The sequence below is a fragment of the Novosphingobium profundi genome, assembly GCF_018491765.1.
GTDB lineage: Bacteria > Pseudomonadota > Alphaproteobacteria > Sphingomonadales > Sphingomonadaceae > Novosphingobium > Novosphingobium profundi.
This window is the reverse complement of record NZ_JABWCU010000011.1, coordinates 62,005-83,730: the sequence shown is the minus strand read 5'-3', so window position 1 is coordinate 83,730 and position 21,726 is coordinate 62,005. Positions and strand designations below refer to the sequence as shown.

Genomic DNA, 21,726 nt, shown 5'->3' with positions numbered 1-21,726 from the left:
TTTCGCGCGGCACGCAAGCTCAGCTATCGGGCAGCCCCTGGAGAAACGCCAGGAAGCCGCGTTCCTCGCGCGTCATCCAGCGCGTCTTGCGCGGCAGGTGGACGCCCCCTGCAGGCGTGATCTCGCCCTTGACCGCCGCTATCACGGAAGGGTGCACGTAGGACGTGCGCGCGACGGCGGGGGTGTTGCCGAGTTGCTCGGCCACCTCGCGCAAGACCTCGCCCAGCGTTACCTCACGATCGTGCCAGAAGCGGGCGAAGGCCATGGCGCTGGCGGTGAAGGTGCGAAACTGCTTGGCGGTGAACGCCGCGCCCATCGCTTCGCCAAGATAGTCGTTGACGTCGTGGCTGTGCACCGGATGCACGGCCCCTTCCGCGTCGCGGTACTGGAAGAGATGCTGCCCGGGCAGATCCTGCATGCGCCGCACGCAGCGCACCAGCACCGGGTCGGTGCAATCGATCGTGCGCGTGCGCCCCGACTTTCCCTTGAAGTGGAGCAGCAGATGTCCCTTCTCGATCCGGGCGTGACGCTGGCGCAGCGTCGTTGCGCCAAAACTGCGGTTCTCGCGCGCGTAGCGTTCGTTTCCCACCCGGATCGCCCCGGTATCGAGCAGCGCCACGACCGAGGCGATCACCCGGTGGCGGTGCAGGCCGCGCCCGGCAAGGTCCTCTGCCACTTGCGCGCGTAGAGCCGGGAGCGCCGCCCCGAAGGCAAGGCAATCCTCGAACTTGCGTGCATCGCGGTGGCTGCGCCACTCGGGATGGTAACGGTACTGCTTGCGTCCCCGCGCATCGAGCCCGGTGGCAAGGATATGCACGTCAGGATCGGGCGAGAACCAGCAGTGCGTGTAGGCCGGTGGCAGCGCGATCGCATCGAGCCGCGCAATCTCCAGCTTGCGGCGGATGCGCTTGCCGTCCGCCGCGATGTAGTGCCACGCGAAGGAGGCCTCTCCCGCTCCCTTGCCCGCCCCCTCGCCCGCTCCCTTGTCCGCAATCGAGCGGCGCGAGATGCCGGGCCGCGAACAGTCGGCGTAGCGTAATCCAGGGCACGGGCCTGGCGTTGGCGAAAGTGATGTCATGCCTTGCGAAAACGCGCTGCGGAGCTTTGAGTGCCTGCAAAAAATTCATGCCCGGTTTCGGGAAACCAAACCGGCTCCTGTCCGTTTGTTCATCAAACGACAGCACATTGGATAGGAGGACGTCTCTTGGCTGAGGCAACTATCTTCAAGCACCTGAAGGCGGACCACGACCGCCACCGCGACTTGCTTGCCAAGCTTGGCGAGACCCAGGGCGACAGCGAGGAGCGTCGCACGCTCTTCGAGGCCCTGCGCGTCGAACTCCAGGCCCATGCCGCGGCGGAAGAGGAATCGCTCTACGCCACCATGCTCGCCGACCCGGACTTGCGCGACGATGCGCGCCATTCGGTGTCCGAGCACAAGGAAATCGACGATTTCCTCGCGCAGCTGGCCGAGACCGAGATGAGCTCGAGCGCCTGGCTGACGACCTTCAAGGACATGCGCCACCGCTACCTGCACCATATCGACGAAGAGGAAGAGGACATGTTCCCGGCCGCGGCCAAGGAGCTCTCGAAGGAAACCGAGGCGAAGATCGCCAAGGTCTTCGAGAAGCGCAAGCCGCGCGAGCTGGAACTTGCCGAAGAGGAAGGTCCCGGCGACAGCCGCGACTGAGCCCTTCGCTTCGCTCTGAAAACAGTTGGGAGAGAGCGGCCCGCGACACCCCCCGCACAACAGGGTCGCCCATAGGAAAGGCCTCTTTCTTCGTGAAAGGGGCCTTTTTTCCGCCCGTCGAAACCACGGCGACGAGGTTTTCACGCATGAAAAAAGGCGCCCTCCCGGCCAAGAGATGGCGCCTTGCTTGTCTGCGGGAGATTGGAAAACCGACTTAGCGCGGTGTCGCGGTCACGAAGCTTTCGAGAGCCTGCGGCCGGGTGCCTTCAGGACACCCTTCGAGCACATAATGGATCGCAGCAAGGATCGCCTCGCGGTTGAAGGGCTTCTGGACCACCCCAACCGCCCGCGACGCCGGCGTACCGATTTGTCCGGGATTAGCCGTCACGTAGATCACGTGGACGCCGAACCGGTCGCACAAGTCACGTGCGACCTCGGGGCCGGTAAGTCCATCGCGCAAGTTGAGGTCGACGAGCGCCACGTCGGGGCGGACCGCGCTCTCGGCCAGCGACCCGAGGGCCGCGCGGTCACTCAACGTTCCCACGACCGCATGCCCGCCGTCCATGAGAATATCCTCCAGCTGCAAGGCGAGGAGGAATTCGTCTTCGACGATCAGGATTTTGGCAGCTTGGGCCATGGATCGATGTTTGCCCGTCTAGTTTCCGGGCGCTCCTTGCAGCGAGCGCCCGAAGCCCGATCAGGCCGCGATGCGGCGCAATTCGTCAATGTTGGATACCTTGCCGAGCTCGGCGAAGAAGGCGTCGATCGCTTCGCCGGTCAGCACGAATTCGTGACGCGAATCCGGCAGCTGGCCCGACTCGATGATCTTGGAGAGCATTGCGCGCGCACGGCAGATCCGGCTCTTCACCGTGCCCAGCGCGATACCGCAAATCTCGGCGATTTCCTCGTAGGAGAGGTTGCCCGCCGCAACGAGGATCAGCGCCTCGCGGTAGTTGGCGGGAATAGCGCCGAGGGCGCGCAGCACGTCGGCCAGTTCGACCGCACTTTCCTGCGAAGCGTCGGTGCGCAGGATGCGTTCGGCGGTCAGTTCGTCATACTCGCCGTGGAAGCGCGCGCGGCGCGCCTCGCTGTAGAAATGGTTGCGCAGGATCGTAAAGGTCCAGGCCTTGAAATTGGTACCGGCGGCGTAGCGCTCGCGCGCAGCCCAGGCCCGCAGCATGGCCTCCTGGGCGAGATCGTCGGCCCGGTCGCGGCAACCGCAAAGCCCGCGCGCAAAGGCACGCAGGTGCGGAGCGACATCGGCCAGCGCGCGCTTGAACTCCCCATCGGAAAGCGCAGTCGTCTCGCCGGTTTCGCTAGCTGTTGCGGTCATCTGGACAAACCCTCCGTTGAATTCCGTTGCCCCCCAAACGTGAAACCATTTGAAAAGGTTCCCGCAAATCCTCGAATTAACCTTACTGCGCGGCGAGGCGAGCACTCGACGCGACGAACTGCCACGAACGCATGCGCCCAACATGGCGACGATTGCAGCGCACCTGGCGAAGCGCGGGCCGCATCATTTTTTTCTGCGTTCCTGGGGAACATTACCGAAGCTGAAACTTTGAGGCCTCCGTTCACTGACGTGAACGAAGGCCTCTTGGGATCGGGTTGCCGCCGGATTGCGGGGGGATGAGGGGGTGGTCTCCGGTGGCAACACAAGCGTAACGCCGAAGGTGGGGAACGGTTCCCCGCAAGCGGCCCTTGAAGGAAAAATTTTGATGTTGCTCTCGAACCGGCTCCGCGCCAGACCGTAACCAAGTCCTGTCCAGCCTCCGCTGGCCGGAGATCCGCGGGCCCGCGCTTTTGATCACACCGCACCGGACCCTCGCATCTTCAACGGCCGCACGCCGCAAATCAGGCACTTTTGTAAAAGAATTCAAGGACGAGGAACCCGGATGTCCGTCTCAGACCAGATCGCCCTGCAGCTTCCCTATCTTCGCCGCTATGCGCGCGCCCTTACCGGTTCGCAGCAATCGGGCGACGCCTATGTGCGGGCGACGCTCGAGGCTGCCCTCGCCGACGCCGAACTGCGCGCGACGATCGCGGCCAGCCGCGCTGCGCTCTACGCCGCCTTTACCCGTATCTGGACGACCGGGCATATCGAAGGTGAACTCGGCTCCGCCATCGCCGAGAACCGCCACGAACAGGCCGCGCAGGCCCGCCTCTCAAGCGTCGCGCCCACCCACCGCCAAGCGCTGCTGCTCTCCACTGTGGAGGAATTCAGCCGCGAGGACACCGCGACCATCCTCGACGTCACGCCCGAAGCCGTCGACGCCCTGATCGCCCACGCGATCGCGGAAATCGAGGGCGAGAGCGCCACGCGCGTCCTCATCATCGAGGATGAACCACTCATCTCGATGCAGCTCGAAAGTCTCGTCTCCGACCTCGGCCACACGGTCGTCGGCACCGCGGCGACGCGCAGCCAGGCGCTCGACCTCTTCGAACGTGAACCGGCAGGCCTCGTCCTCGCCGACATCCAGCTCGCCGACGGCAGTTCGGGGATCGACGCGGTGGAGGACCTCCTGAAGTTCGGTGACGTGCCGGTGATCTTCATCACCGCCTATCCCGAACGCCTGCTGACCGGCGAGCGTCCGGAGCCGACCTATCTCGTCACCAAGCCGTTCAAGGAAGGCACCGTACGCGCCGCGATCAGCCAGGCGCTGTTCTTCGGATCGAGCAAGCCGCTGGGCTGAACGCTTCGGACTTGCGAGGTCGCAAGCTGGCAAAAAGGCCGCCCCATTGCGGGAGCGGCCTTTTTTTCGTTTCTGCCCGGAGTCCGCTCACACGAGGGCGAAGGCGGCGTACGCGTCCAGAAAGGACAGCGCCAGCGCCGAGACGATCGCCAGCGCGAACGTCTGTCCGGTCGCGGTAGTTTCGCCCACCTGCCCCTCGAGCCGCACGCTCGCACAGGCCATGAGCTGCCCGACGCACGAGGTCATCAGGCCCGATCGGGCGGGCAGCAGGGCAAGCGCCGCGTCGGCGTAAGCCCCCTTGCCCACGAAGGCGCAAATCCGCTCGTCCTGGCTATCACTAAGCCGCGCATGGGCGAAATCGCCGGGGCAATGGCTCAGCATGCGGCCCATCGCGAAGATGTAGGCGTCCTGCTGGTCCGGCTCGGCCTGTGTCGCGGCCATTCCCAATTCGTCGACTTGCGCCAGCCACTCGCTGATCGTCACCTTGCAACCCATCACTACTGCGTCCTTGTGCGTCGTGTCGCCCCGTTTCCAGGCCCACACATTGCGATGCAGCATTACCCCTTCGCGAATGCAATCCCCGGTAAAATCCCTAGCAATCGTTTGCATGGCCTGATTTCAACCGGCTTGTCCCCACTTTCCCGACGCGATCCATCCAGATGAGGTGCGGCGCGAGGTACTGGCGCCACGGCGCACGGCCTATTGGCTGCGAAGCACGAAATCGCGGTTCATGCGCACGGGCACCTTGAGCTCGCAGCGCACGCCTTCTGGCGGGAAGCGCAAGTCGACTTCGGACTTCAATTCATGCGCGACGATCTTCTCGATGAGGTCACGTCCGAAACCGCGTTTCACTGGCACGGCCACAGGCGGCCCTCCCTCCTCGCGCCACTCGATCGTCGCGAGATCGTGGGACACGAGCGCCCAGTTGACGTGGATGCGCCCTTCGGGCGAACTGAGCGCGCCATACTTGGCCGCGTTCGTGGCCAGCTCGTGAATTGCAAGGCCGAGCGACATGGCATCGTTGGGCGCCAGCTTGATGTCCGGTCCGGCCATCATGACATGGCTCTCGCTGCCTTCCATGTAGGGCGCCAGTTCGGAGCGCACGACATCGCCAAGTGCGGCATAGCCCCAGTCCGACTGCGAGAGAAGGTCGTGGGTCGCCGAAAGCGCCCGGATCCGTGCGGTCAGGCTGTCGGTAAAATCGTCGATGTCCTTCGAGCGCCGCCGTGTCAGGGCCGCGATCGAAAGCACGTTGGCGAGCGTGTTCTTGACCCGATGGTTGAGCTCCCGGGTCAGCGAATCGCGGATCGAGGCCTGGCTGCGCAACCATTCGAGCACGCGCCGGTCCTCGGCGGCCCGCTTGGTGATGAGCCGGCCAATCGCCATGACCATCAGCGAGGCGATCGCCCCGAAGAACAGCGTGATGCGCGAGAGTGGCGAGAGCAACCCGGCCTTCTTGTCGCGCACTTGCAGGATCCAGGCGTGCCCGGCGATTTCGACCGTGCGCTGCAGCATCGGCCCGTTCATCCCGCTGACGCGGTGCGCGGCAATCAGGTTCTCGGGCGCAACCGCACTGTCGTAGATTTCGAGTTCGAGACGCGAACTGGAGAACAGTTCGCTCGCCGAATTGAGGAAGGCCTCGGCCTGGAAAGGGCTGTAAATGAAGCCCTTGACGCGCTTGCCGCCCCAGCTGTCGACCAGCACCGGCATGTAGATCAGGAAACCCGCAGCGTCCGGGCGATCGTTGTCCTGAACAAGGTGCACTCTTCCCGAGGCGACCGGCTTGCCCAGCTTCATCGCGGTCTGCATGGCCTTTCGCCGCACTGGATCGGAGAACATGTCAAAGCCGATCGCGCGCTGGTTGAGAGCGCTCATCGGGCGCAAGTAGACGATCGGCGTGCTGTATTCGCGATCCGGTTCGGGACGCGGACGGACCAGGAAGTCGACGCGCCCGAGATCGGCCTGGGCGACTTCGAGCTTGCTGATGTCCCCGCTTTTCAAGAGCGGCGCCCAGCCGATCCCGAGCGATCCGTAGAGATCGCCTTCATGCTGCATGTCGCCGACGAACTCGCCGAACTGCTCGCTGGTCACCTCGTCCTGGGACGCGAAGAGCGCGCTGCCCGCACGCAACAGCGCGATCGTCTCGGTGGAGCGGCGCTGCAGCGCCGAGGACAGTTCGGTCATGCTGTTCTCGAGCGCGAGGCGCCGCGTTTCGCGGTCCGCGCGCTCGATCGCCATGACCGATACGGCGGTGGTCACGCTCGCAATGATGAATAGCAGGAAAGGCCAACCGCGCGGGTACTTGTGGAACCAAGCCTGCTTCTCGACCCTGTCCAGCAAAGGCTGGTCAACCACCGTTCATACCCCCACCGGCCGCGTCGGTTTGATTCCACGGCCTTGCAAGTCTGTGCCATGGCACAGGGCTAACCACAAATCGCCCATTAAATTTAAGTCGGTACTGGGCATGCATTCTCATTACGGGAACCATCACCATGATCGATGGTTCCTTGGGCAGATGGCAAAACTGCCGCCCGCCACGCGGCGCGCCCGAAGATCGGCGTCGCGGGCCCGGTAGTCCGCTGTTGAATACCCTGCCGGTTTCCAGAAGTGCGCATGACGCAAGGCCAGACGCAAGATGCGACGCCGCGCTTGACCCCGGCGTCTGGGAACCGCAAGGAGCAATCGAGCAAGGAGTCAGCTTTGGACCAGCCCAAGTCAAATGGCCAACCCGGCACGACGCCGGGTCTCCCGCCGGAGGTCCGCCGCGATGGCGAGCCCGGCTGGGCCGGCGGTCTCAGGAAGCTGTATAACTCCGTGGTGGACGAGCCGCTGCCGGACAGCTTCCAGGACCTCCTGAAGAAGCTGGACGACACCGGCGATGCCTGAGCGGATCACCCCCAGCTCGGGCGACGAAGGCTTCCGCCGCGAACTCATGGGCGTATTGCCGCATCTGCGCGCATTTGCCCGTGGCCTTTGCGGCCGCCACGATTTCGCCGACGACCTCGTTCAGGAAACCGCTGTCAAGGCGTGGACCGCCCGCGAACGCTATCAGCAGGGCACCAACATGCGTGCCTGGACCTTCGCGATCCTGCGCAATCATTACTTGTCCGAACTGCGCAAGTCGCGGCGACAGACCGACGTCGAGGACGCCGACATGGAGCGCATGCTGGTAATGGACGCCGACCAGGAGGCTCCCCTGCACTTGGGCGACATGGAAGCCGCGCTCCAGAAACTGGCGCCAGAGCGCCGCGAGGCGGTGCTGCTGGTGGGCGCCTCGGGCTTCAGCTACGAGGAAGCTGCCGATATCGCCGGCTGCCCGATCGGCACCATGAAGAGCCGCGTTGCCCGCGCACGTGGGGACCTGACGCGCATGCTGGCCGACGAGCCAGAGATCACGGCGGTTCGCTGATCCGGACTTTGGCCAAGGAGCGGGAAAGGGAGCGGAAGGGCGCTTGCCCTTCCCGCGCCCTGCCAAGCCGAGCTAGCCGGCGGGATTGGAGGCAACCATCGCGTCGTGCGTCGTGACGCCCTCGTCCAGTGCCACTTCGGCGGACGGGGCCAGCTCGATGGCGTCCGAAAGACGGATGCCGTCGAGCAGGTCGGCCATCGCATCGCGCGTCTGGAGCATCAGCGCGCGCAACCGGCAATCGGCCTCGGCCACGCAATTCTTGCAGGTCTCGTGGGCGTATCGGCTCGCGCAGGGCACCAGTGCGAGCGAGCCGCGCATATGCCGGATGAGATCGCCGTAAGTGATGTCGAGCGGGGCGATCGCCAGCCAGTAGCCGCCATCCTTGCCGCGCTGCGAATCAACCAGTCCGGCGCGCGTCAGTTCGGAGAGAATCACCGTCAGGAACTTGGCCGGGATGTTCTGCGCCGCCGCGATCTCTGCCAGCTGGATCGGCCCCTCGCCGTAGCGATCGGCAAGGTGCTGCATGGCACGAATGGCATAGCGGGTTTTCTGCGCCAGCATGACGATGCGACTCCGCGCGAAAAGGAAGCGGAGGCATCCTTGGCCTTGCGAGCGGGCCAGCGTCAAGATGGCCACGCAGCCATTCGCACGAAACGCCAGCGGATAACCTCGCCTGCCCGCCTCCCCGCCTGCCGACGCCCCTCGAACACGTTGCGCGCGCACACTTTTTCCGCGGGCGTCGGGCAACGCGGCACGCCCCCTCCCGGTTTCGCAGAACTGGAAAAATATTCCCGCTCCCCGCTTCGTGCAAATCCGGAACTTTTTCCCGCCCTGTGCCGTTTAGTGGACAATACATTGGCATTCGGAGACGGAAAAATGACACTTCTTCTTATCCTTCTCGTGGGCGGTATTCTTGGCTGGCTCGCTTCGATCCTCATGCGCACCGATGCGCAGCAGGGTATCTTCCTCAACGTCGTCGTCGGCATCGTCGGCGCTTTGATCGCTGGCTTCCTGATCACCCCGCTTATCGGCGGCGCGCCGATCACCAGCGGTTCGTTCGACCTGATGAGCCTCATCTCGTCGTTCCTGGGTGCGGTCGTCCTGCTCGCGATCGTCAACCTCTTCCGTCGCGGTTCGGTTCGCTAAGCCGCGAGAGGGTGGCGGCACGGGCGTCCAGCCCGTGTCGAGCCCCTGCCAAAAGGGATGGTGCCTCTCGGGCCCCATCCCTTTTTTGCGTGCCCGCGCCTCGCCTGTCCGGGCCCCGCGCGGCTCCGAAAATTTCAAAAATGTGCCTTCTGAACGCTTGATTTGTGGCGATGCAGCACAGACATAGGCCCAGTGCTTTCACGGGGCCCCGGGGGGCTTCGTCGTCACGCGTTCGAAGAAAACTCGAGAGAACAGGAAAGACCGACCATGACCATTTCCCTGATGCCGCTGCCCTACGCCCAGGACGCCCTTGAACCGCACATCTCGAGCAAGACTCTCGAAATCCACCACGGCGCACACCACAAGACTTACGTCGACAAGCTCAATGCCGCCATCGAAGGCACCGAGAACGCCGGCAAGTCAGTTGAGGAAATCACCAAGTCGGCTTCGGGCCCGCTGTTCAACAACGCGGCGCAGACCTACAACCACGGCTTCTACTGGATGTCGCTGAGCCCCGAGAAGACCGCGCCCAGCGAAAGCCTCGCCGCTGCCATCACCAACGACTTCGGTTCGATGGACGCGCTGCTCGAAGCGCTCGCCAACGAAGCGGTCAACCACTTCGCAAGCGGCTGGGCCTGGCTCGTCGTCGACGCGGGCAAGCTCAAGGTCATCTCGACCCACGATGCGGCCACCGCGATCACTTCGGACGTGAACCCGCTCCTCACCATCGACGTCTGGGAGCACGCCTACTACATCGACCAGATGAACAAGCGCCCGGCCTACGTGAAGGCGGTGCTCGAGAACCTCATCAACTGGAAGTTCGCCAGCGACAACTTCGACCGCGGCACGGCCTGGACCTACCCGGCCTGAGCCACTCGGCCAACCGGCGCCTGATAGCCCCGATTTGAGCGGGGCTGTCGGGTTCGCCGGCGCGATCGATCAACGAGAGGGCGTTTCGTCCGGCGAGCCCGGACGAAACGCCCTCTTTGCGTCGGCCAGCCGCGAATTGGGATCACCGATAGAGGCCAGCCACCTTCGTTCAGTCCGAAGCGGCCTTCTTGCCGCCGCTGGCGCCCTGCCCGCCGGTCGCTTCACCGTCTCCGCCGTCGCCCGCCTCGCTCGGCCCATCGCCTTCCTCGGAAGCCTGGGCTCGAGCAAGGACCTGCGCCATGTCTTCCCCCTTCCAGCCGGGATCGCTGCTGATCTTGTCGACCAGGGCCTGGGCGCTGCGCGACATCGAGCCGCCATGCGGGTTGTAGGCCACCGGCTGGAGGTGCACGCGCGCCGCCTGGGTTTCACCAAGCGCCAGCAGCGTGGTTCCCACCGTCATCTGCAGACCCAGGTCGAACGGCGCCAGCTCGGACGCGCGCACGAGGCCATCGACGGCAAGCTCGGGGGGCTTCACGCCCTGGTCGGCATAACTGCGGTAGTAATAGACGAGCGGCAGCGGATGGTCGTTCTCGATCCGGTTGAGCGCGACGAACGGCTTGCGCGCGGCGGCATAAGCGGCGGCCATGTCCTTGCCGGACGCCTCGTGCGCCTTGGCGAACAGTGCGTAGCCCTTCTGAAGATAGGCATTCACGTTGGCCGGATCGCGCGCGATCGCGCGGTCGGCCGCGGCTATCGCCGCATCGCGTTCGTGCACGTCGTTTTCAGCCTCGGCGAGCTCGGAGAGAACCCAGGCGTCCTCGGGGAACCGCATGGCAAGTGCACGCGCCTCGCTCACCACCTCCTTCGCCTGGTCCTGGTCCACCCCACGCTGCGACTGGATGCGCAGCGGCAGGCTCTCGGCCTCCCCTTCGCTCAGCGGAGTGATCATCACCGGCGAACCGACGCTGAGCTGCTCCGCCCCGAGCCGGAACGACAGGATCCGGCGCTGCTGGAGATAGCGGTCAAGTTCCTTGTCGAGCACCTTGAAGTCGCCGAAGGCCTGTTCCGCGGCGGCACGTTCGCCCACGCCCTTGGTCAGCAGGGTCAGGTAAGTGGCGAGCTGCCCCGCCCGCGCCTCGCTGAAGGTGAGGTAATGGTAAAGCAGCCAGCTCTTGCCATAGAAGGCATCGTAGCCCTTGCGACGGCGCTCCGCGTAAAGCTCAGGGTCCAGCAGCTGTTCCGCCGTCACTTCGGCGGCAAAGTAGAGCTCCCCGCCCCGGTGTTGCGCCGCGCGGCCCAGTTGCAGTCCGCCGTCGGCGAGAAAGGTGGTCGAGGCGAAGAACTCGGCGCTGCCCTCGCTTACCCAGCGCGGGATCGCATAGCCTTGTGCCGAAAGCAGGAAGTGGTGCGCGTATTCATGCATCAAGGTGAGCATGGATTCGTCGGGTTCCTTCGCGGTCGAGGTGATCGTGGGCACGATCGCCAGCGAATTGCCCGCGCGCGGCACGTAGAAGCCGTTCACGTACTTGCTGTCGCCCTGGTAGAGGCGCCGCACCTCGCGCTCGCTGCTGACGACGAAGATCGTGACGCGGTTGGAGGGGCTGGGTACATCCGCCTTTCTATGCAGGACCAGCGCCATGGCGGAATGGAAGCGTTCGAGCCGTTCCGCAAACGTGCGCAAGTCCCGCTCGCTGTCTTGCGCGTAAACGACGAAGTGGTCACTCGAGGCCTTGTACCACTGCGCCGATACCGCGCAGGGCCACAGTCCGGCGGCAAGAACCGCCCCAAAGATAAACGATCGCATGATATTCCCCCATCTAGCCGGAGAATAAGCCCGAATGAAAAGCTCAAGGCAAGAGGCCCTTGCGCACAATTAATGCGCGCGCCGTCTGGTGGTCGACGCTCTCCCCGCTCGCGCGCAATTCGCCTGTTTCCATTCGCGCACCAGACACTAGGTTGCCCGCCTGGAAGAGGAAAACGCATGCTGACCATCGATGAAACCCACGATCCGGCGCTCTTGTCGTGGGTAGAAAGCGCCAATGACCACGCCGATTTCCCGATCCAGAACCTGCCGCTCGGGGTCGTCTCGCACCTGGGCGGACCGGGCCGCGGCGCCATCGCGATAGGCGAGATGGTGCTCGATCTCGCCGCGCTGGCCGCCAGCGGCTTGCTGGAAGGCGACGCGCAAGCCGCCGCCGAAGCCGGTTGCGGCGAAAGCCTCAATGCGCTCCTCGCGCTCGGCCACCTGCCACGCCGGGCGCTGCGCCGCGCGGTGAGCGCGCTGCTCGCGGCCGGTTCCGCGCATCGCGATGCGATCGAGGGGTTGCTGATCCCGATGGCTCAGACCCGGCCACAATTGCCCGCGCGGATCGGTGACTATTCCGATTTCTACGTCGGCATCCATCATGCCCAGGGCGTGGGCGCGCTGTTCCGCCCCGACCAGCCACTGCTGCCCAACTACAAGCACATCCCGATCGGCTACCATGGGCGCGCCTCCACCGTGCGCACGAGCGACACGCCGCTGGTTCGCCCGCACGGGCAGATCCGCGATGCCGCCACCGGCGCGGTGCGCTACGAACCCACCGCCAGGCTCGACTTCGAACTGGAACTGGGCTTGTGGATCGCGCGGGGAAACCCGCTGGGAAGCCCGATCCCGCTCGCCCGGGCGCACGACCACATGGCCGGCCTCACGCTTCTCAACGACTGGTCTGCCCGCGACATCCAGGCCTGGGAGTACCAGCCGCTCGGCCCCTTCCAGTCGAAGAGCTTCCTCACCACCGTCTCGCCCTGGATCGTGACCTGCGAGGCGCTCGCCCCGTTCCGCCTTGCCCAGCCGGCGCGCCCCCAGGGCGACCCGCGCCTGCTCCCCTACCTCTTCGACGAGGCCGACCAGGCCCATGGCGCGCTTGGCCTCGAGCTGCGCGCCACGCTCGCCAGCGCAGCGATGCGCCGCGCCGGGACCGCCCCCTTAGAACTGTGCCGCACGCAGGCGCGCGCAATGTACTGGACGCTGGGGCAGATGGTCGCGCACCACACCGCCAATGGCTGCGCACTCGAAAGTGGCGACCTTCTGGGTACGGGGACGATTTCGGGGGCCGAGGCGGGAACGCGCGGCTCGCTGCTCGAGATTACGCGGGGCGGCGCCGATCCGCTCGCCCTTCCCGGTGGCGAAACGCGCACCTTCCTGGAAGACGGCGACGAAGTCGCACTCCACGGGCGCTTCGTCGCGCCCGGACGCCGCGCGATCGGCTTCGGGGCTTGCCGGGGCATCGTGATGCCCCCGGCGCTGGTGTAACGCGAAAATCGAAAAAGGGCGGGCGTTCAGCCCTTTGGAGTCACCCAGACTTCGACGGGGGTGATGAACTTGCCCGGCGCCGGCTTGCCGACCTGGACGCGGTCGGCAGTGACCTGTTCGCCATCGGCAAGGTGGAAGGTCACCCAGGGCTTGGGCATGCGCTCGAACTTCATCTTCTGGATGGCAAGACCGGTGGTCGAATTCATGATCGTGGCAATGATACTCATGGCGGCGCGATTAGGGCGCGCGCCCGGGCATCGTCCAGTCGCCGTCTCCGGGTTATCCCGAGTTCTTAGGCCGCCGCGTCCGAGCCCTGCGATCCGACCTGTGTCGCGCTGGCCGCTTCGGCGCGACCGGCGGCCTCGCCTTGCGCTGCAAACCGGCGTGCGAGCACCGCGCAGACCATGAGCTGGATCTGGTGGAAAAACATCACCGGCAGGATGATCACGCCCACCTGGGCCGGCGGGAACAGCACGCCCGCCAGCGGAACACCGCTCGCCAGGCTCTTCTTCGAGCCGCAGAACAGCATGACGATGCGATCCTCGCGCGAGAAGCCGAGCGCCCGGCCGAGAAAACCGATGGTGACCATCACCACGAAAAGCAGGACCAGCGCGATGACCACGATCAGCGCCAGTTCGCCGATCGAGACCTTGTGCCACAGCCCGTCGAGCACGGCGGCCCCGAAGGCAGTGTAGACCACCAGCAGGATCGAGCCGCGATCGACATAGCCCACCAGCTTCTTGTGGCGGGTGACGAAGCCACCGATCACCGGGCGCAGCAGGTGCCCGGCCAGGAATGGCAGGAGCAGCTGCGAAGCGATCGCGATGACCGGATCGGCCGAGAGTGCCTGGCTCTTGCCGGTGATCAGCAGCGCGGTCATCAGCGGCGTCAGGAAGATGCCCGCAAGGTTCGAGAACGAGGCCCCGCAGACCGCTGCCGCCACGTTGCCCCCCGCGATCGCGGTGAAGGCGATCGAGGACTGGACCGTCGAGGGCAGCAGGGTGAGGAACAGCAGGCCCGTCCCCAGGTTCGCGTCCATTCCCGGAAACGCGCGCAAGGCGAGGCCCAGCAGCGGGAATAGACCGAAAGTGACCGCCATCGTCGCGGCGTGGAGCTTCCAGGCCTTCGCGCCCGCCAGCACCGCCTCGCGCGAGAGCTTGGCGCCATGGAGGAAGAACAGCAGCGCGATCGCGACATCGGTCGCCCTGTCCGCGATGGCCGCCCAGATACCCTCGGCCGGGACCAGGCTGGCCAGCACGACCATGCTGACGAGCGCAAGCATGTAGGGATCTAGATTGAGACGCTTCACGAGGCTTTGCATGCCAAGCGCCTTAGCTTTTGCCGCGCGTCGGCGCCAGTCCCGGCGCATGAGCGCAGGCGCACGAAATCTTGGCACGCCCTGCCCTTGCGCCCCGCCGCGCCGGCGTCAGATCCACTTGTTCTCGCGGTACCAGGCCGCCGTGGTGCGCAGGCCCTCGCGGGTCTCGATGCGCGGCTGCCAGATCGCGGGAGGAACCCCCGCGCCGGGGGTGACGACCCAGTCGGGATGCGAAAAGTAGGCCGCACGGTCGCGCGTCATCTTGGCCTTGGTGCCACGCAAGAAATGGTCGACCGCGGCCGCCCTGTCGAGCGCCTTGCGCGAAAGACCCAGCACCTTGGGCCGACGCCCCATGGCCTGGCCGATCGCCAACGCGAACTCGGTATGTTCCCAGCCGTTCGGCTTGCCATCGTCGGGTTCGAACGTCTGGCGCAGCACGGCCTCGCCCGGAGGCACCAGCGCCACCAGCAGGCGCGCGAGATCCTCGACGTGGATCATCGAGGCACGCCCTTGCGCGGGAACCGGGACGATACCCCAGCGCGCCGCGCGAAACAGCTCCATCATCTCCTTGTCGCGCGGCCCGAAGATCGCCGGGGGCCGCACGATGGTCCAGTCGAGCGGGCTGGCCTTGAGCAGCTTCTCGGCGCGCGCCTTCGAGGCCCCGTAGTCCGACAGCCCGGGCTCGCGCGCCGAAAGCGAGGAGACCAGCACGAAGCGCGGGACGCCGTGCGCCACGGCCGCCTCGATCAGGTTGAGCGTGCCGGTGACGTTGCCGGCCTCGAAGCCGGCCACGTCCGGCGCGTTGGTCACGCCCGCGACATGGATCGTCGCCTCCGCGCCGCGCGTCAGCTCGGACAACGCGGCGCGGTCGGAAAGATCGCCCGCGATCCAGACCACGCCTGCGCGTTCAGGCTGCGCGCGCCGCGTCAGCGCGCGCACCTGGTAGCCTTGCGCGAGGAGTTCCTCGAGGACGCTGTGGCCGACAAAGCCGGTCGCGCCGGTCAGCGCGACAATGGGGCCTTCGCTGTGCATGCGGAAATGGGTGTCCTTCAGACCTTGTCCGTTACCTGCAGATCAGGCGACGGGCGGCACATACTTGATCGACATGAGGTCGCGATGAACGACCGAGGAGCGCGGCGCGTAGCCGAGCACGGCCTGCTGCTCGTTCGAATGCAGCCGGCGGATCGAATGGATCACCTTGGCATCGTATTCCGAAAGGCCATTGGCGATCACCACGCCGTCCGAATTGACGATCGAGACCGGATCGCCGCGCCGGAACAGGCCCTCGACCTCGATCACGCCCTTGGCGAGCAGGCTCGCGCCCTCGTTGATCAGCGCGTTCATCGCGCCGTCGTCGATGATGATCCTGCCCTTGGTGCGCAGCCGGCCGCCGAGCCAGACCTTGCGCGCGCCCGGCTTGCTGGCGCCGCGCCGGCGGCGGGGCAGGAACAGCGTGCCGATGCCCTGTTCACCGGGGCGCCCCATGATGCGCTCGACCGGGCGTTCGCAATGGCCATTGCCGATCACGACGCTCGCCCCCGCGATCGCGGCGATCTCCACAGCCTGGAGCTTGGAGACCATGCCGCCCGAGCCCATCCCCGAATTCGATTCGGTGCTGGCCATCGCCTTGATCTCGGGGGTGATGCCCTTGACCACTTCGAGACGCGTCGCGCCGGGCTCCTTGGGGTGGCGGTCGTAAAGGCCGTCGATGTCACTGAGCAGGAGCACCGAGCTCGCGCCCGAGGCTTGCGCGACGCGCGCAGCAAGACGGTCGTTGTCGCCGAAGCGCAACTCCTGCGTGGTGATCGAATCGTTCTCGTTGATAACCGGCACCACGCCCGCGTCGAGCAGCCGCTCGATCGTGGCGGTGACGTTGAGATACCGGCGGCGGTCTTCCAGATCCATCAGCGTGACCAGCATCTGCGCGGCGGTCAGGCCGTGGTTGTTGAGGAGCTGCGACCACATTCCCGAAAGCGCGATCTGGCCGACGGCGGCGGAGGCCTGTGCGTCGGCGAGCGAGCCGCGCCCGCCTTTCTCGAAACCGAGCGTGCGCGCACCCAGCGCGACCGCACCCGAGGAAACCACGATCACGTTCTGGCCACGCCGGCGGGCCTCGGAAATTTCCCCCACGAGGCCGTTCAGCCACACCGTGCGGACACCGTCGTCGTCGACGAGGAGGGACGAGCCCACCTTGATCACGATGCAGGGGTTGAGTTCAGGGTCGGCGAAATCGGCAAGTTTGGTAATAGGCATGTCTTTGGCTTCTAGTGGGTTTGCGCAAGAGTGCAAAGGTGCCCGGGGCGAACGGCCCTGCGACCCATGCGGCTGAGCGCATCGGGTCGACGAAAGAGCCCCCTTTGCTGTCGTGTGCAGATGTGAACGCAGCGCCCCCCCTCCTTGTTCCTGGGTTTTCCGCTCGCGCCTTGCCCCCGGCCCGGTCAGCCCAACATGCGCTCGGTCACCCACCACAGCGCCGCAAGCAGCGCCACGATGCCCAGACCGCGCCGGATCCAGGGCTCGGCGCATCGGCCGCGCAGCCAGAACAGCGCGGGCAGCACCAGCGCGACAAGGCCCAGTTGCACCAGTTCGATGCCAAGGTTGAAGCCCAGCGTCGCCAGCACCGTCTGGCCGGTCGACAAGGCCAGCTCGCGGATCGCGGTGGCGAAGGCCATGCCGTGGACGAGCCCGAAGAACACCGCGATCCAGGCCTCGCGCCGCGGATAGATCGGCGTGATCGCGTGGGCCGCCGAGACCGCGACCGAAAGCGCGATCAGCACCTCGATGCCCTGCCCGGCCTCGGGCAGCAGGCCCAGCGAAGTGACCAGCAACGAAATGGTGTGCCCCAGCGTGAAGGCGCTCACGCGCCACAGCGTATTGGTGAGCACCGTATGGTTGTTGCGCTGGGGCAGCCATTGCCCCGCCCGGGCGACGAGCGTGACCGACAGCAACAAGGTCACCAGAAACGCGAGATGGTCGGCGCCCTGCAAGATGTGGAAGGCACCCAGCTCGACCATCTGGCCAAGCGCGGCAAGCTCGCCGCCGCTGTCGCCCGTGATGGTAACGGTCCGGTCGTCCCCGGTCAGCCGCCCGAGCAGACGCGGATGGCCCGGCAGCAGCCCGCCGTGCCAGTCCTGGTCGAGCGCGACGACGGCGACGTCGGGGATCACGTCCCTGATCACCACGTCGTAGACCAGCACCGCCTTGCGCGGATCGGTGCCTGGCGGAGGGACCGCGTCGACGTCGATGGACCAGAACCGCGCCACCGAGGGGGGCGGCGTGATCCCCACCACCTTGACCGCCCAGGCGCGACCATCGCGCGCTCGGACGTGGATGCCGTCCTCGACGTACTTCGAAATCGCCGCGCGCGGCGGGACCGGATAGTCGCTGAACCCCGGCCCGGGATCGGCGATGCGCCCGGTCGAGATCAGCGCCATCGCGAGCCTGTCGAAGGGTACACTGAGATGCAGCCGCCAGCCCCCCTCGCGCATGCGCACCGAGACCGTCGAATCGGGCATCGGGTGCGCCCGGGCGCTGCCGCTGCCCAGGAACAGCAGCACCAGCCCGAGCAACAGGATCGCGACATGGATCAGGCGGCGCCGGCGCAGTCGCCGACGGTGGGCGCTTTCGGCCCTCGCCCCATTCGTGGTGCGCTCCAAGTCCCGATCCCGCTGGCCGAACACGTCTTCAGAAGCTGAAATTGCCGCCGTAGTCATAGGTCTTGTCGCGCCACACCGTGTGGTAGTGGTTGGCCGAGAAGACCACGCCGCTCTGCACCGAGAACTCGATCCAGATGCGCGGCCCGTCGATGCGCATGTAGGCCCCCTTGGTCGCAAGATCGGAGTAGTTCGACCAGGCGATGTAAGTCTGGCCGAGCGCCGTGCTGTCGACATAGGCGTCGTACTGGCCGGTGCCCTTGGCATCGCCTGCGTAAGTCGCGATCGCGGCCTTCACCAGAGCTTGCTGGTCGGAATCGAGCGCCGAAACGAGGATCCCCGACTGGGTCGTGGGATAGTTGCCGTCGTTTTGGGGGCCGACGACGAGATCGCTCACCGACGTCGAAAGCTTGGCCGAGGCCAGTTGCGAGGTGCTGAGCGAGCTCAGCACGGCAAGCATCGCGTCGTGCTCGGAGGCCATCGGGGTCAGCGTCGAGCCGCTCGAGGTGTAGCTGACCGGTTCGACGCCCACGAAATTGGGGGTGAGGCTGACCGGCGTGCCCGAGGAATCGATCGCGTAGAACCAGGTGTAGTGGTGACCGGTGAACTCGAGAATCCAGGCGCTGCTCGTCGAAGGCGTACCCAGGAACGAGATATGGTAGATATCCTCGCCGTACGAAGTCCCGCCACCGTTCTCGCGCAAGTACTGGTCGGCGCTGCGCAAGTTGGCCATCGTGGTCTGCCCCTGCGTGCTGAGCGCCGCGTTGATGAGCTGCTCGGCGATCGCGTACTGGTCCTCGTCGAGATCCGACAGCGAGATGCCCTTGCGGTTGCTCGAGGAGACCGGAAGGTTCGTCCAATAATCGGTCGCGTTGGTCTGCGTCAGCGAAAGCTGCACGGTCGACTGCCCGGAACTGTCGAGCGAATCGTAGAACGCCGTGGCGAGGCAGGTGACGTAGGCGCCCGCATCGCTGTCGTCGACGCAGTCGGTCGCTGCGGTCGTGCTGGTACTCGTGCTCGTGCTGCTCGTCGAGGTGGAAGTCGAAGTGGCCGTCGTGGTCGCGGTGGTCGATGTCGAACTGGTGGAACTCGACGAACCACCGTCCCCGCCGCACCCGGCCAGCAGCAAGGTCAACGCCAGGCCGGCCACCCCGAGCAGGCCCCGCTGCCCCCACGTCGAGCCGATTGCGTCATCCCTGGTCGCCATGAGCACCCGCTCCTGTGTGGCGGGAGCGCTGCGCCCCGCCCGGTTGTGAACGGTGCAAACGATAGGAAGGCGAAATCGGCGGCGGATTTCAGGAAGGGTGCAAAGACGTCCATCGCGGCGCCAAAGCGCGTCGCAATATCGCTACAAAATGGCAAAGAACGCTGGCAAAGGCCGGCGAGGCGCGCCCCGCCCGAACGGTCAGATCGGCGACCAGGGGGTGTCGTCGAGTTCCTCGCGTTCGCCTTCGGGGCGTTCGGTCACGGTCGCGGCCGGCAGGTGCTCGATCGCCGCATCGAGCAGCGCGGGCAGACCCGCCCCGGTCACGCCCGAGATCGGGAAGACTTCGTGCGCGCCGGCCTTGAGCAGCTCGCGCGCGTATTCGGCGGCCAGTTCGTCGTCGACGAGGTCGATCTTGTTGAGCGCGACGAGGCGCGGCTTGTCGGCGAGTTCGTCGGCGTAGGCGGCCAGCTCTTCCTCGACCACCCGCATCGCCTCGACCGGGTCCTGGTCGGAAATGTCGATGAGATGCAGCAGCACGCGGCAGCGCTCGATGTGCCCCAGGAAGCGATCGCCGATCCCGGCGCCGTCCGCCGCCCCCGCGATGAGGCCCGGAATGTCGGCCAGCACGAACTCGCGCCCCTTGTGGTAAACCACGCCGAGCTGCGGACGCAGCGTGGTGAAGGCATAGGCGCCGACCTTGGCCTTGGTGTTCGACAGCTTGTTGATGAAGGTCGACTTGCCCGCGTTGGGCATGCCCACGAGGCCGACGTCGGCAAGCAGCTTCAAGCGCAGCCAGACCCACATTTCCTCGGATGGGATGCCGGGCTGGTGCTGGCGCGGGGCGCGGTTGGTGCTGGTCTTGTAGCTCGCGTTGCCGCGCCCGCCCATGCCGCCTTCCATCAGCGTCACGCGCTGGCCCGCCTCGGTGAGATCGACGAGCACGGTCTCGCCGTCCTCGTCCGAGATCACCTGCGTGCCCACCGGGACCTTGATGACGAGGTCGTCGGCCGCCGCGCCATTGCGGTTCTTGCCCATTCCATGGCCACCGCGCTTGGCCTTGAAGTGCTGGGTGTAGCGAAAGTCGATCAGCGTGTTGAGCCCGGCAACGGCCTCGAACACCACGTCACCGCCCTTGCCGCCGTTGCCGCCATCGGGACCGCCGTACTGGATGTACTTCTCCCGGCGGAACGAGACCGCGCCCGGGCCACCGGCTCCGGAACGGATGTAGATCTTGGCCTGATCGAGAAAATGCATGAGTTTTGGGTCCGGCGGTTTCAAAGTAGGGCGTAGCGAGCGCCCTGCGGTTGCGCCTATTGCCCATAAACAAAAAACCCGGCCGTGGCGACCGGGCAGCGATCCGGTCAAGGCCGGAGCGTCTTACTGCGATGTGGTACTGGTGGAGCCGAGGGGGATCGAACCCCTGACCTCGTCATTGCGAACGACGCGCTCTCCCAGCTGAGCTACGGCCCCGTTCCAGTATCATCCCGCCGCGTTTTCACCGTGGCGGGAGCGCTCCCTTAGCGAAGCTCGCGCGTTTAGAAAAGCCCCAATTTACACTTGCGTGGCAAAGCCGCCCTGGCCTGTACCTGACGCGCCCGTGCCGGATCGGGGCCTTCGCTCAGGGCGCGTAGGTTTCCTGGGCGCGCGCGGTCTGCTGCTCGAAGCTCGGGCGCACGGTGACGAGACCACCGCCGAACTGCGATTCCCAGGCCGCGAGGTCGGCACGGTATTTCTCGAAGGCGTTGAAGAAGTCCTTGAACGGCTTCTCCATCTTGGCGAGGCCGATGTAGGACCAGGTCTCGAACTGGTCGGGAGTGACCGTCTCGAGGTCGCTCGCCACGCCCATTGCCGCCTCACAGAAGCCGGTGCCGGCCGGGGGCAGCGAGAAGTAATTGTAGACCTGCGTCTGGTAGCTCTCGCGCGCGACGATCGCATCACGGCGGGTGTGGCCGGTGCGGAAGCTGCGGTCGATCTCGGCGTTCGCCTTGTCGAGCGACTTGTCGTAAACGGTCAGGAAGCGCTTGTAGCCGGCGAGGATCGGCGCGTACTGCGCCTCGGTGCAGTTGAGCGCGGCGACGTTGAAGGCCGAGCGCAAGTTCCACACCGCCTGCGGTGTCGAGATGCCGTAGTTGACCGTGTGGCGTTCACCATCCGCGGCAACCGGCGGGATGGTCATGTCGAGTTGCGCGCCGTTGGGCGGGGTCGGCTTGGGCGGAACGACGATCACCGGTGGCGGAGGGGCCACGACCGCCACTTGCTTGGGCGCACACGCTGCAAGAGCGGCAAGCCCAGCCACACCCAGACCGCACAGCACGCGCCGAAGCGCCGTAGACCTGCTTTCCACCTTCGTAACCACCCTCAGTAACTCATATCCTGTATCCTACCTTGATACAGCCTGTGCCCGCCAAAGAAAATGCCCGGCGCGACGAAACGCACCGGGCACCGCAT

Annotated in this window: 22 protein-coding genes and 1 tRNA gene; 7 read left to right on the top strand and 16 right to left on the bottom strand. The window is 65.9% G+C overall.

Going from position 1 to position 21,726, the window contains the following annotated elements:
- Positions 1–19: 19 nt before the first annotated feature.
- A complete protein-coding gene (locus HT136_RS13820; protein ID WP_214200383.1) occupies positions 20–1,078 on the bottom strand; it encodes a DNA topoisomerase IB in 1,059 nt (352 codons plus the stop codon).
- A 126-nt stretch (positions 1,079–1,204) separates the two neighbouring features.
- Here HT136_RS13820 and HT136_RS13815 point away from each other — a divergent pair, with 126 nt between their 5' ends.
- Complete coding sequence (locus HT136_RS13815) at positions 1,205–1,687, top strand: hemerythrin domain-containing protein (protein ID WP_214200382.1); 483 nt, start codon at positions 1,205–1,207, stop codon at positions 1,685–1,687.
- A gap of 214 nt (positions 1,688–1,901) precedes the next feature.
- On the opposite strand, the gene HT136_RS13810 is transcribed toward HT136_RS13815, so the two are convergent.
- On the bottom strand, positions 1,902–2,324 hold the full coding sequence (locus HT136_RS13810; RefSeq protein WP_214200381.1) for a response regulator: 423 nt from the start codon (positions 2,322–2,324) through the stop codon (positions 1,902–1,904).
- A 60-nt stretch (positions 2,325–2,384) separates the two neighbouring features.
- On the bottom strand, positions 2,385–3,020 hold the full coding sequence (locus tag HT136_RS13805; RefSeq protein ID WP_214200380.1) for a sigma-70 family RNA polymerase sigma factor: 636 nt from the start codon (positions 3,018–3,020) through the stop codon (positions 2,385–2,387).
- Positions 3,021–3,582: 562 nt separating this feature from the next.
- On the opposite strand from HT136_RS13805, the gene HT136_RS13800 reads away from it, so the two are divergent.
- On the top strand, positions 3,583–4,380 hold the full coding sequence (locus HT136_RS13800) for a response regulator (RefSeq protein WP_214200379.1): 798 nt from the start codon (positions 3,583–3,585) through the stop codon (positions 4,378–4,380).
- 87 nt (positions 4,381–4,467) lie between these two features.
- Here HT136_RS13800 and HT136_RS13795 read toward each other — a convergent pair whose 3' ends face one another.
- Entirely contained in the window at positions 4,468–4,878 is a 411-nt protein-coding gene (locus HT136_RS13795; RefSeq protein ID WP_214200378.1) for a hypothetical protein, read from the bottom strand.
- 201 nt (positions 4,879–5,079) lie between these two features.
- Positions 5,080–6,639: a CHASE domain-containing protein gene (locus HT136_RS13790; RefSeq protein WP_343222187.1), complete on the bottom strand. Its 1,560-nt coding sequence runs from the start codon at positions 6,637–6,639 to the stop codon at positions 5,080–5,082.
- Positions 6,640–7,080: 441 nt separating this feature from the next.
- On the opposite strand from HT136_RS13790, the gene HT136_RS13785 reads away from it, so the two are divergent.
- Complete coding sequence (locus HT136_RS13785; RefSeq protein WP_214200376.1) at positions 7,081–7,266, top strand: NepR family anti-sigma factor; 186 nt, start codon at positions 7,081–7,083, stop codon at positions 7,264–7,266.
- A complete protein-coding gene (locus tag HT136_RS13780; RefSeq protein ID WP_214200375.1) occupies positions 7,259–7,789 on the top strand; it encodes a sigma-70 family RNA polymerase sigma factor in 531 nt (176 codons plus the stop codon). The genes HT136_RS13785 and HT136_RS13780 overlap by 8 nt, the downstream gene beginning before the upstream one ends.
- A 72-nt stretch (positions 7,790–7,861) precedes the next feature.
- On the opposite strand, the gene HT136_RS13775 is transcribed toward HT136_RS13780, so the two are convergent.
- Positions 7,862–8,350, bottom strand: coding sequence for an RrF2 family transcriptional regulator (locus HT136_RS13775; RefSeq protein ID WP_214200374.1), 489 nt, complete (start codon positions 8,348–8,350; stop codon positions 7,862–7,864).
- Positions 8,351–8,665: 315 nt separating this feature from the next.
- Between HT136_RS13775 and HT136_RS13770 the strand changes: the two genes are divergently transcribed.
- Both HT136_RS13770 and HT136_RS13765 read left to right on the top strand, forming a co-directional pair.
- Positions 8,666–8,935 (top strand): GlsB/YeaQ/YmgE family stress response membrane protein, encoded by a 270-nt coding sequence (locus HT136_RS13770; RefSeq protein ID WP_214200373.1) that lies wholly within the window; start codon positions 8,666–8,668, stop codon positions 8,933–8,935.
- A 267-nt stretch (positions 8,936–9,202) separates the two neighbouring features.
- Positions 9,203–9,805, top strand: coding sequence for a superoxide dismutase (locus HT136_RS13765; protein WP_214200372.1), 603 nt, complete (start codon positions 9,203–9,205; stop codon positions 9,803–9,805).
- A 169-nt stretch (positions 9,806–9,974) separates the two neighbouring features.
- Here the strand turns inward: HT136_RS13765 and HT136_RS13760 are convergent, their stop codons facing one another.
- Entirely contained in the window at positions 9,975–11,609 is a 1,635-nt protein-coding gene (locus HT136_RS13760; RefSeq protein WP_214200371.1) for a DUF1570 domain-containing protein, read from the bottom strand.
- 177 nt (positions 11,610–11,786) lie between these two features.
- On the opposite strand from HT136_RS13760, the gene fahA reads away from it, so the two are divergent.
- Complete coding sequence (gene fahA, locus HT136_RS13755) at positions 11,787–13,100, top strand: fumarylacetoacetase (RefSeq protein WP_214200370.1); 1,314 nt, start codon at positions 11,787–11,789, stop codon at positions 13,098–13,100.
- A 26-nt stretch (positions 13,101–13,126) separates the two neighbouring features.
- On the opposite strand, the gene HT136_RS13750 is transcribed toward fahA, so the two are convergent.
- The 9 genes from HT136_RS13750 to HT136_RS13710 all read right to left on the bottom strand — a co-directional run bounded on the left by HT136_RS13750 (position 13,127) and on the right by HT136_RS13710 (position 21,622).
- Positions 13,127–13,327, bottom strand: a complete 201-nt coding sequence (locus tag HT136_RS13750; RefSeq protein ID WP_214200369.1) for a hypothetical protein — start codon at positions 13,325–13,327, stop codon at positions 13,127–13,129.
- 65 nt (positions 13,328–13,392) lie between these two features.
- Positions 13,393–14,421: a bile acid:sodium symporter family protein gene (locus HT136_RS13745; protein WP_214200368.1), complete on the bottom strand. Its 1,029-nt coding sequence runs from the start codon at positions 14,419–14,421 to the stop codon at positions 13,393–13,395.
- Positions 14,422–14,526: 105 nt separating this feature from the next.
- A complete protein-coding gene (locus tag HT136_RS13740; protein ID WP_214200367.1) occupies positions 14,527–15,450 on the bottom strand; it encodes an NAD-dependent epimerase/dehydratase family protein in 924 nt (307 codons plus the stop codon).
- A 42-nt stretch (positions 15,451–15,492) separates the two neighbouring features.
- Positions 15,493–16,671, bottom strand: a complete 1,179-nt coding sequence (proB, locus tag HT136_RS13735; RefSeq protein WP_214200366.1) for a glutamate 5-kinase — start codon at positions 16,669–16,671, stop codon at positions 15,493–15,495.
- A 185-nt stretch (positions 16,672–16,856) separates the two neighbouring features.
- Complete coding sequence (locus HT136_RS13730) at positions 16,857–18,074, bottom strand: HupE/UreJ family protein (protein WP_214200365.1); 1,218 nt, start codon at positions 18,072–18,074, stop codon at positions 16,857–16,859.
- Positions 18,075–18,102: 28 nt separating this feature from the next.
- Positions 18,103–19,278, bottom strand: coding sequence for a DUF3500 domain-containing protein (locus HT136_RS13725; protein ID WP_214200364.1), 1,176 nt, complete (start codon positions 19,276–19,278; stop codon positions 18,103–18,105).
- 198 nt (positions 19,279–19,476) lie between these two features.
- Positions 19,477–20,532 carry a GTPase ObgE gene (gene obgE, locus HT136_RS13720; RefSeq protein ID WP_214200363.1) on the bottom strand — a complete coding sequence of 352 codons (1,056 nt, stop codon included), beginning with the start codon at positions 20,530–20,532 and terminating at the stop codon, positions 19,477–19,479.
- A gap of 140 nt (positions 20,533–20,672) precedes the next feature.
- A tRNA-Ala gene (locus tag HT136_RS13715) sits at positions 20,673–20,748 on the bottom strand.
- 148 nt (positions 20,749–20,896) lie between these two features.
- Positions 20,897–21,622, bottom strand: a complete 726-nt coding sequence (locus HT136_RS13710) for a hypothetical protein (protein ID WP_343222186.1) — start codon at positions 21,620–21,622, stop codon at positions 20,897–20,899.
- Positions 21,623–21,726 lie beyond the last annotated feature (104 nt).

Bases quoted from the DNA above. Each gene is read 5' to 3' on its own strand.
- HT136_RS13820 (WP_214200383.1), bottom strand. From the start codon at position 1,078: ATGACATCACTTTCGCCAACGCCAGGCCCGTGCCCTGGATTACGCTAC.
- HT136_RS13810 (WP_214200381.1), bottom strand. From the start codon at position 2,324: ATGGCCCAAGCTGCCAAAATCCTGATCGTCGAAGACGAATTCCTCCTC.
- HT136_RS13805 (WP_214200380.1), bottom strand. From the start codon at position 3,020: ATGACCGCAACAGCTAGCGAAACCGGCGAGACGACTGCGCTTTCCGAT.
- HT136_RS13800 (WP_214200379.1), top strand. From the start codon at position 3,583: ATGTCCGTCTCAGACCAGATCGCCCTGCAGCTTCCCTATCTTCGCCGC.
- HT136_RS13780 (WP_214200375.1), top strand. From the start codon at position 7,259: ATGCCTGAGCGGATCACCCCCAGCTCGGGCGACGAAGGCTTCCGCCGC.
- HT136_RS13775 (WP_214200374.1), bottom strand. From the start codon at position 8,350: ATGCTGGCGCAGAAAACCCGCTATGCCATTCGTGCCATGCAGCACCTT.
- HT136_RS13770 (WP_214200373.1), top strand. From the start codon at position 8,666: ATGACACTTCTTCTTATCCTTCTCGTGGGCGGTATTCTTGGCTGGCTC.
- HT136_RS13765 (WP_214200372.1), top strand. From the start codon at position 9,203: ATGACCATTTCCCTGATGCCGCTGCCCTACGCCCAGGACGCCCTTGAA.
- HT136_RS13760 (WP_214200371.1), bottom strand. From the start codon at position 11,609: ATGCGATCGTTTATCTTTGGGGCGGTTCTTGCCGCCGGACTGTGGCCC.
- fahA (WP_214200370.1), top strand. From the start codon at position 11,787: ATGCTGACCATCGATGAAACCCACGATCCGGCGCTCTTGTCGTGGGTA.
- HT136_RS13750 (WP_214200369.1), bottom strand. From the start codon at position 13,327: ATGAGTATCATTGCCACGATCATGAATTCGACCACCGGTCTTGCCATC.
- HT136_RS13745 (WP_214200368.1), bottom strand. From the start codon at position 14,421: ATGCAAAGCCTCGTGAAGCGTCTCAATCTAGATCCCTACATGCTTGCG.
- HT136_RS13740 (WP_214200367.1), bottom strand. From the start codon at position 15,450: ATGCACAGCGAAGGCCCCATTGTCGCGCTGACCGGCGCGACCGGCTTT.
- proB (WP_214200366.1), bottom strand. From the start codon at position 16,671: ATGCCTATTACCAAACTTGCCGATTTCGCCGACCCTGAACTCAACCCC.
- HT136_RS13725 (WP_214200364.1), bottom strand. From the start codon at position 19,278: ATGGCGACCAGGGATGACGCAATCGGCTCGACGTGGGGGCAGCGGGGC.
- obgE (WP_214200363.1), bottom strand. From the start codon at position 20,532: ATGCATTTTCTCGATCAGGCCAAGATCTACATCCGTTCCGGAGCCGGT.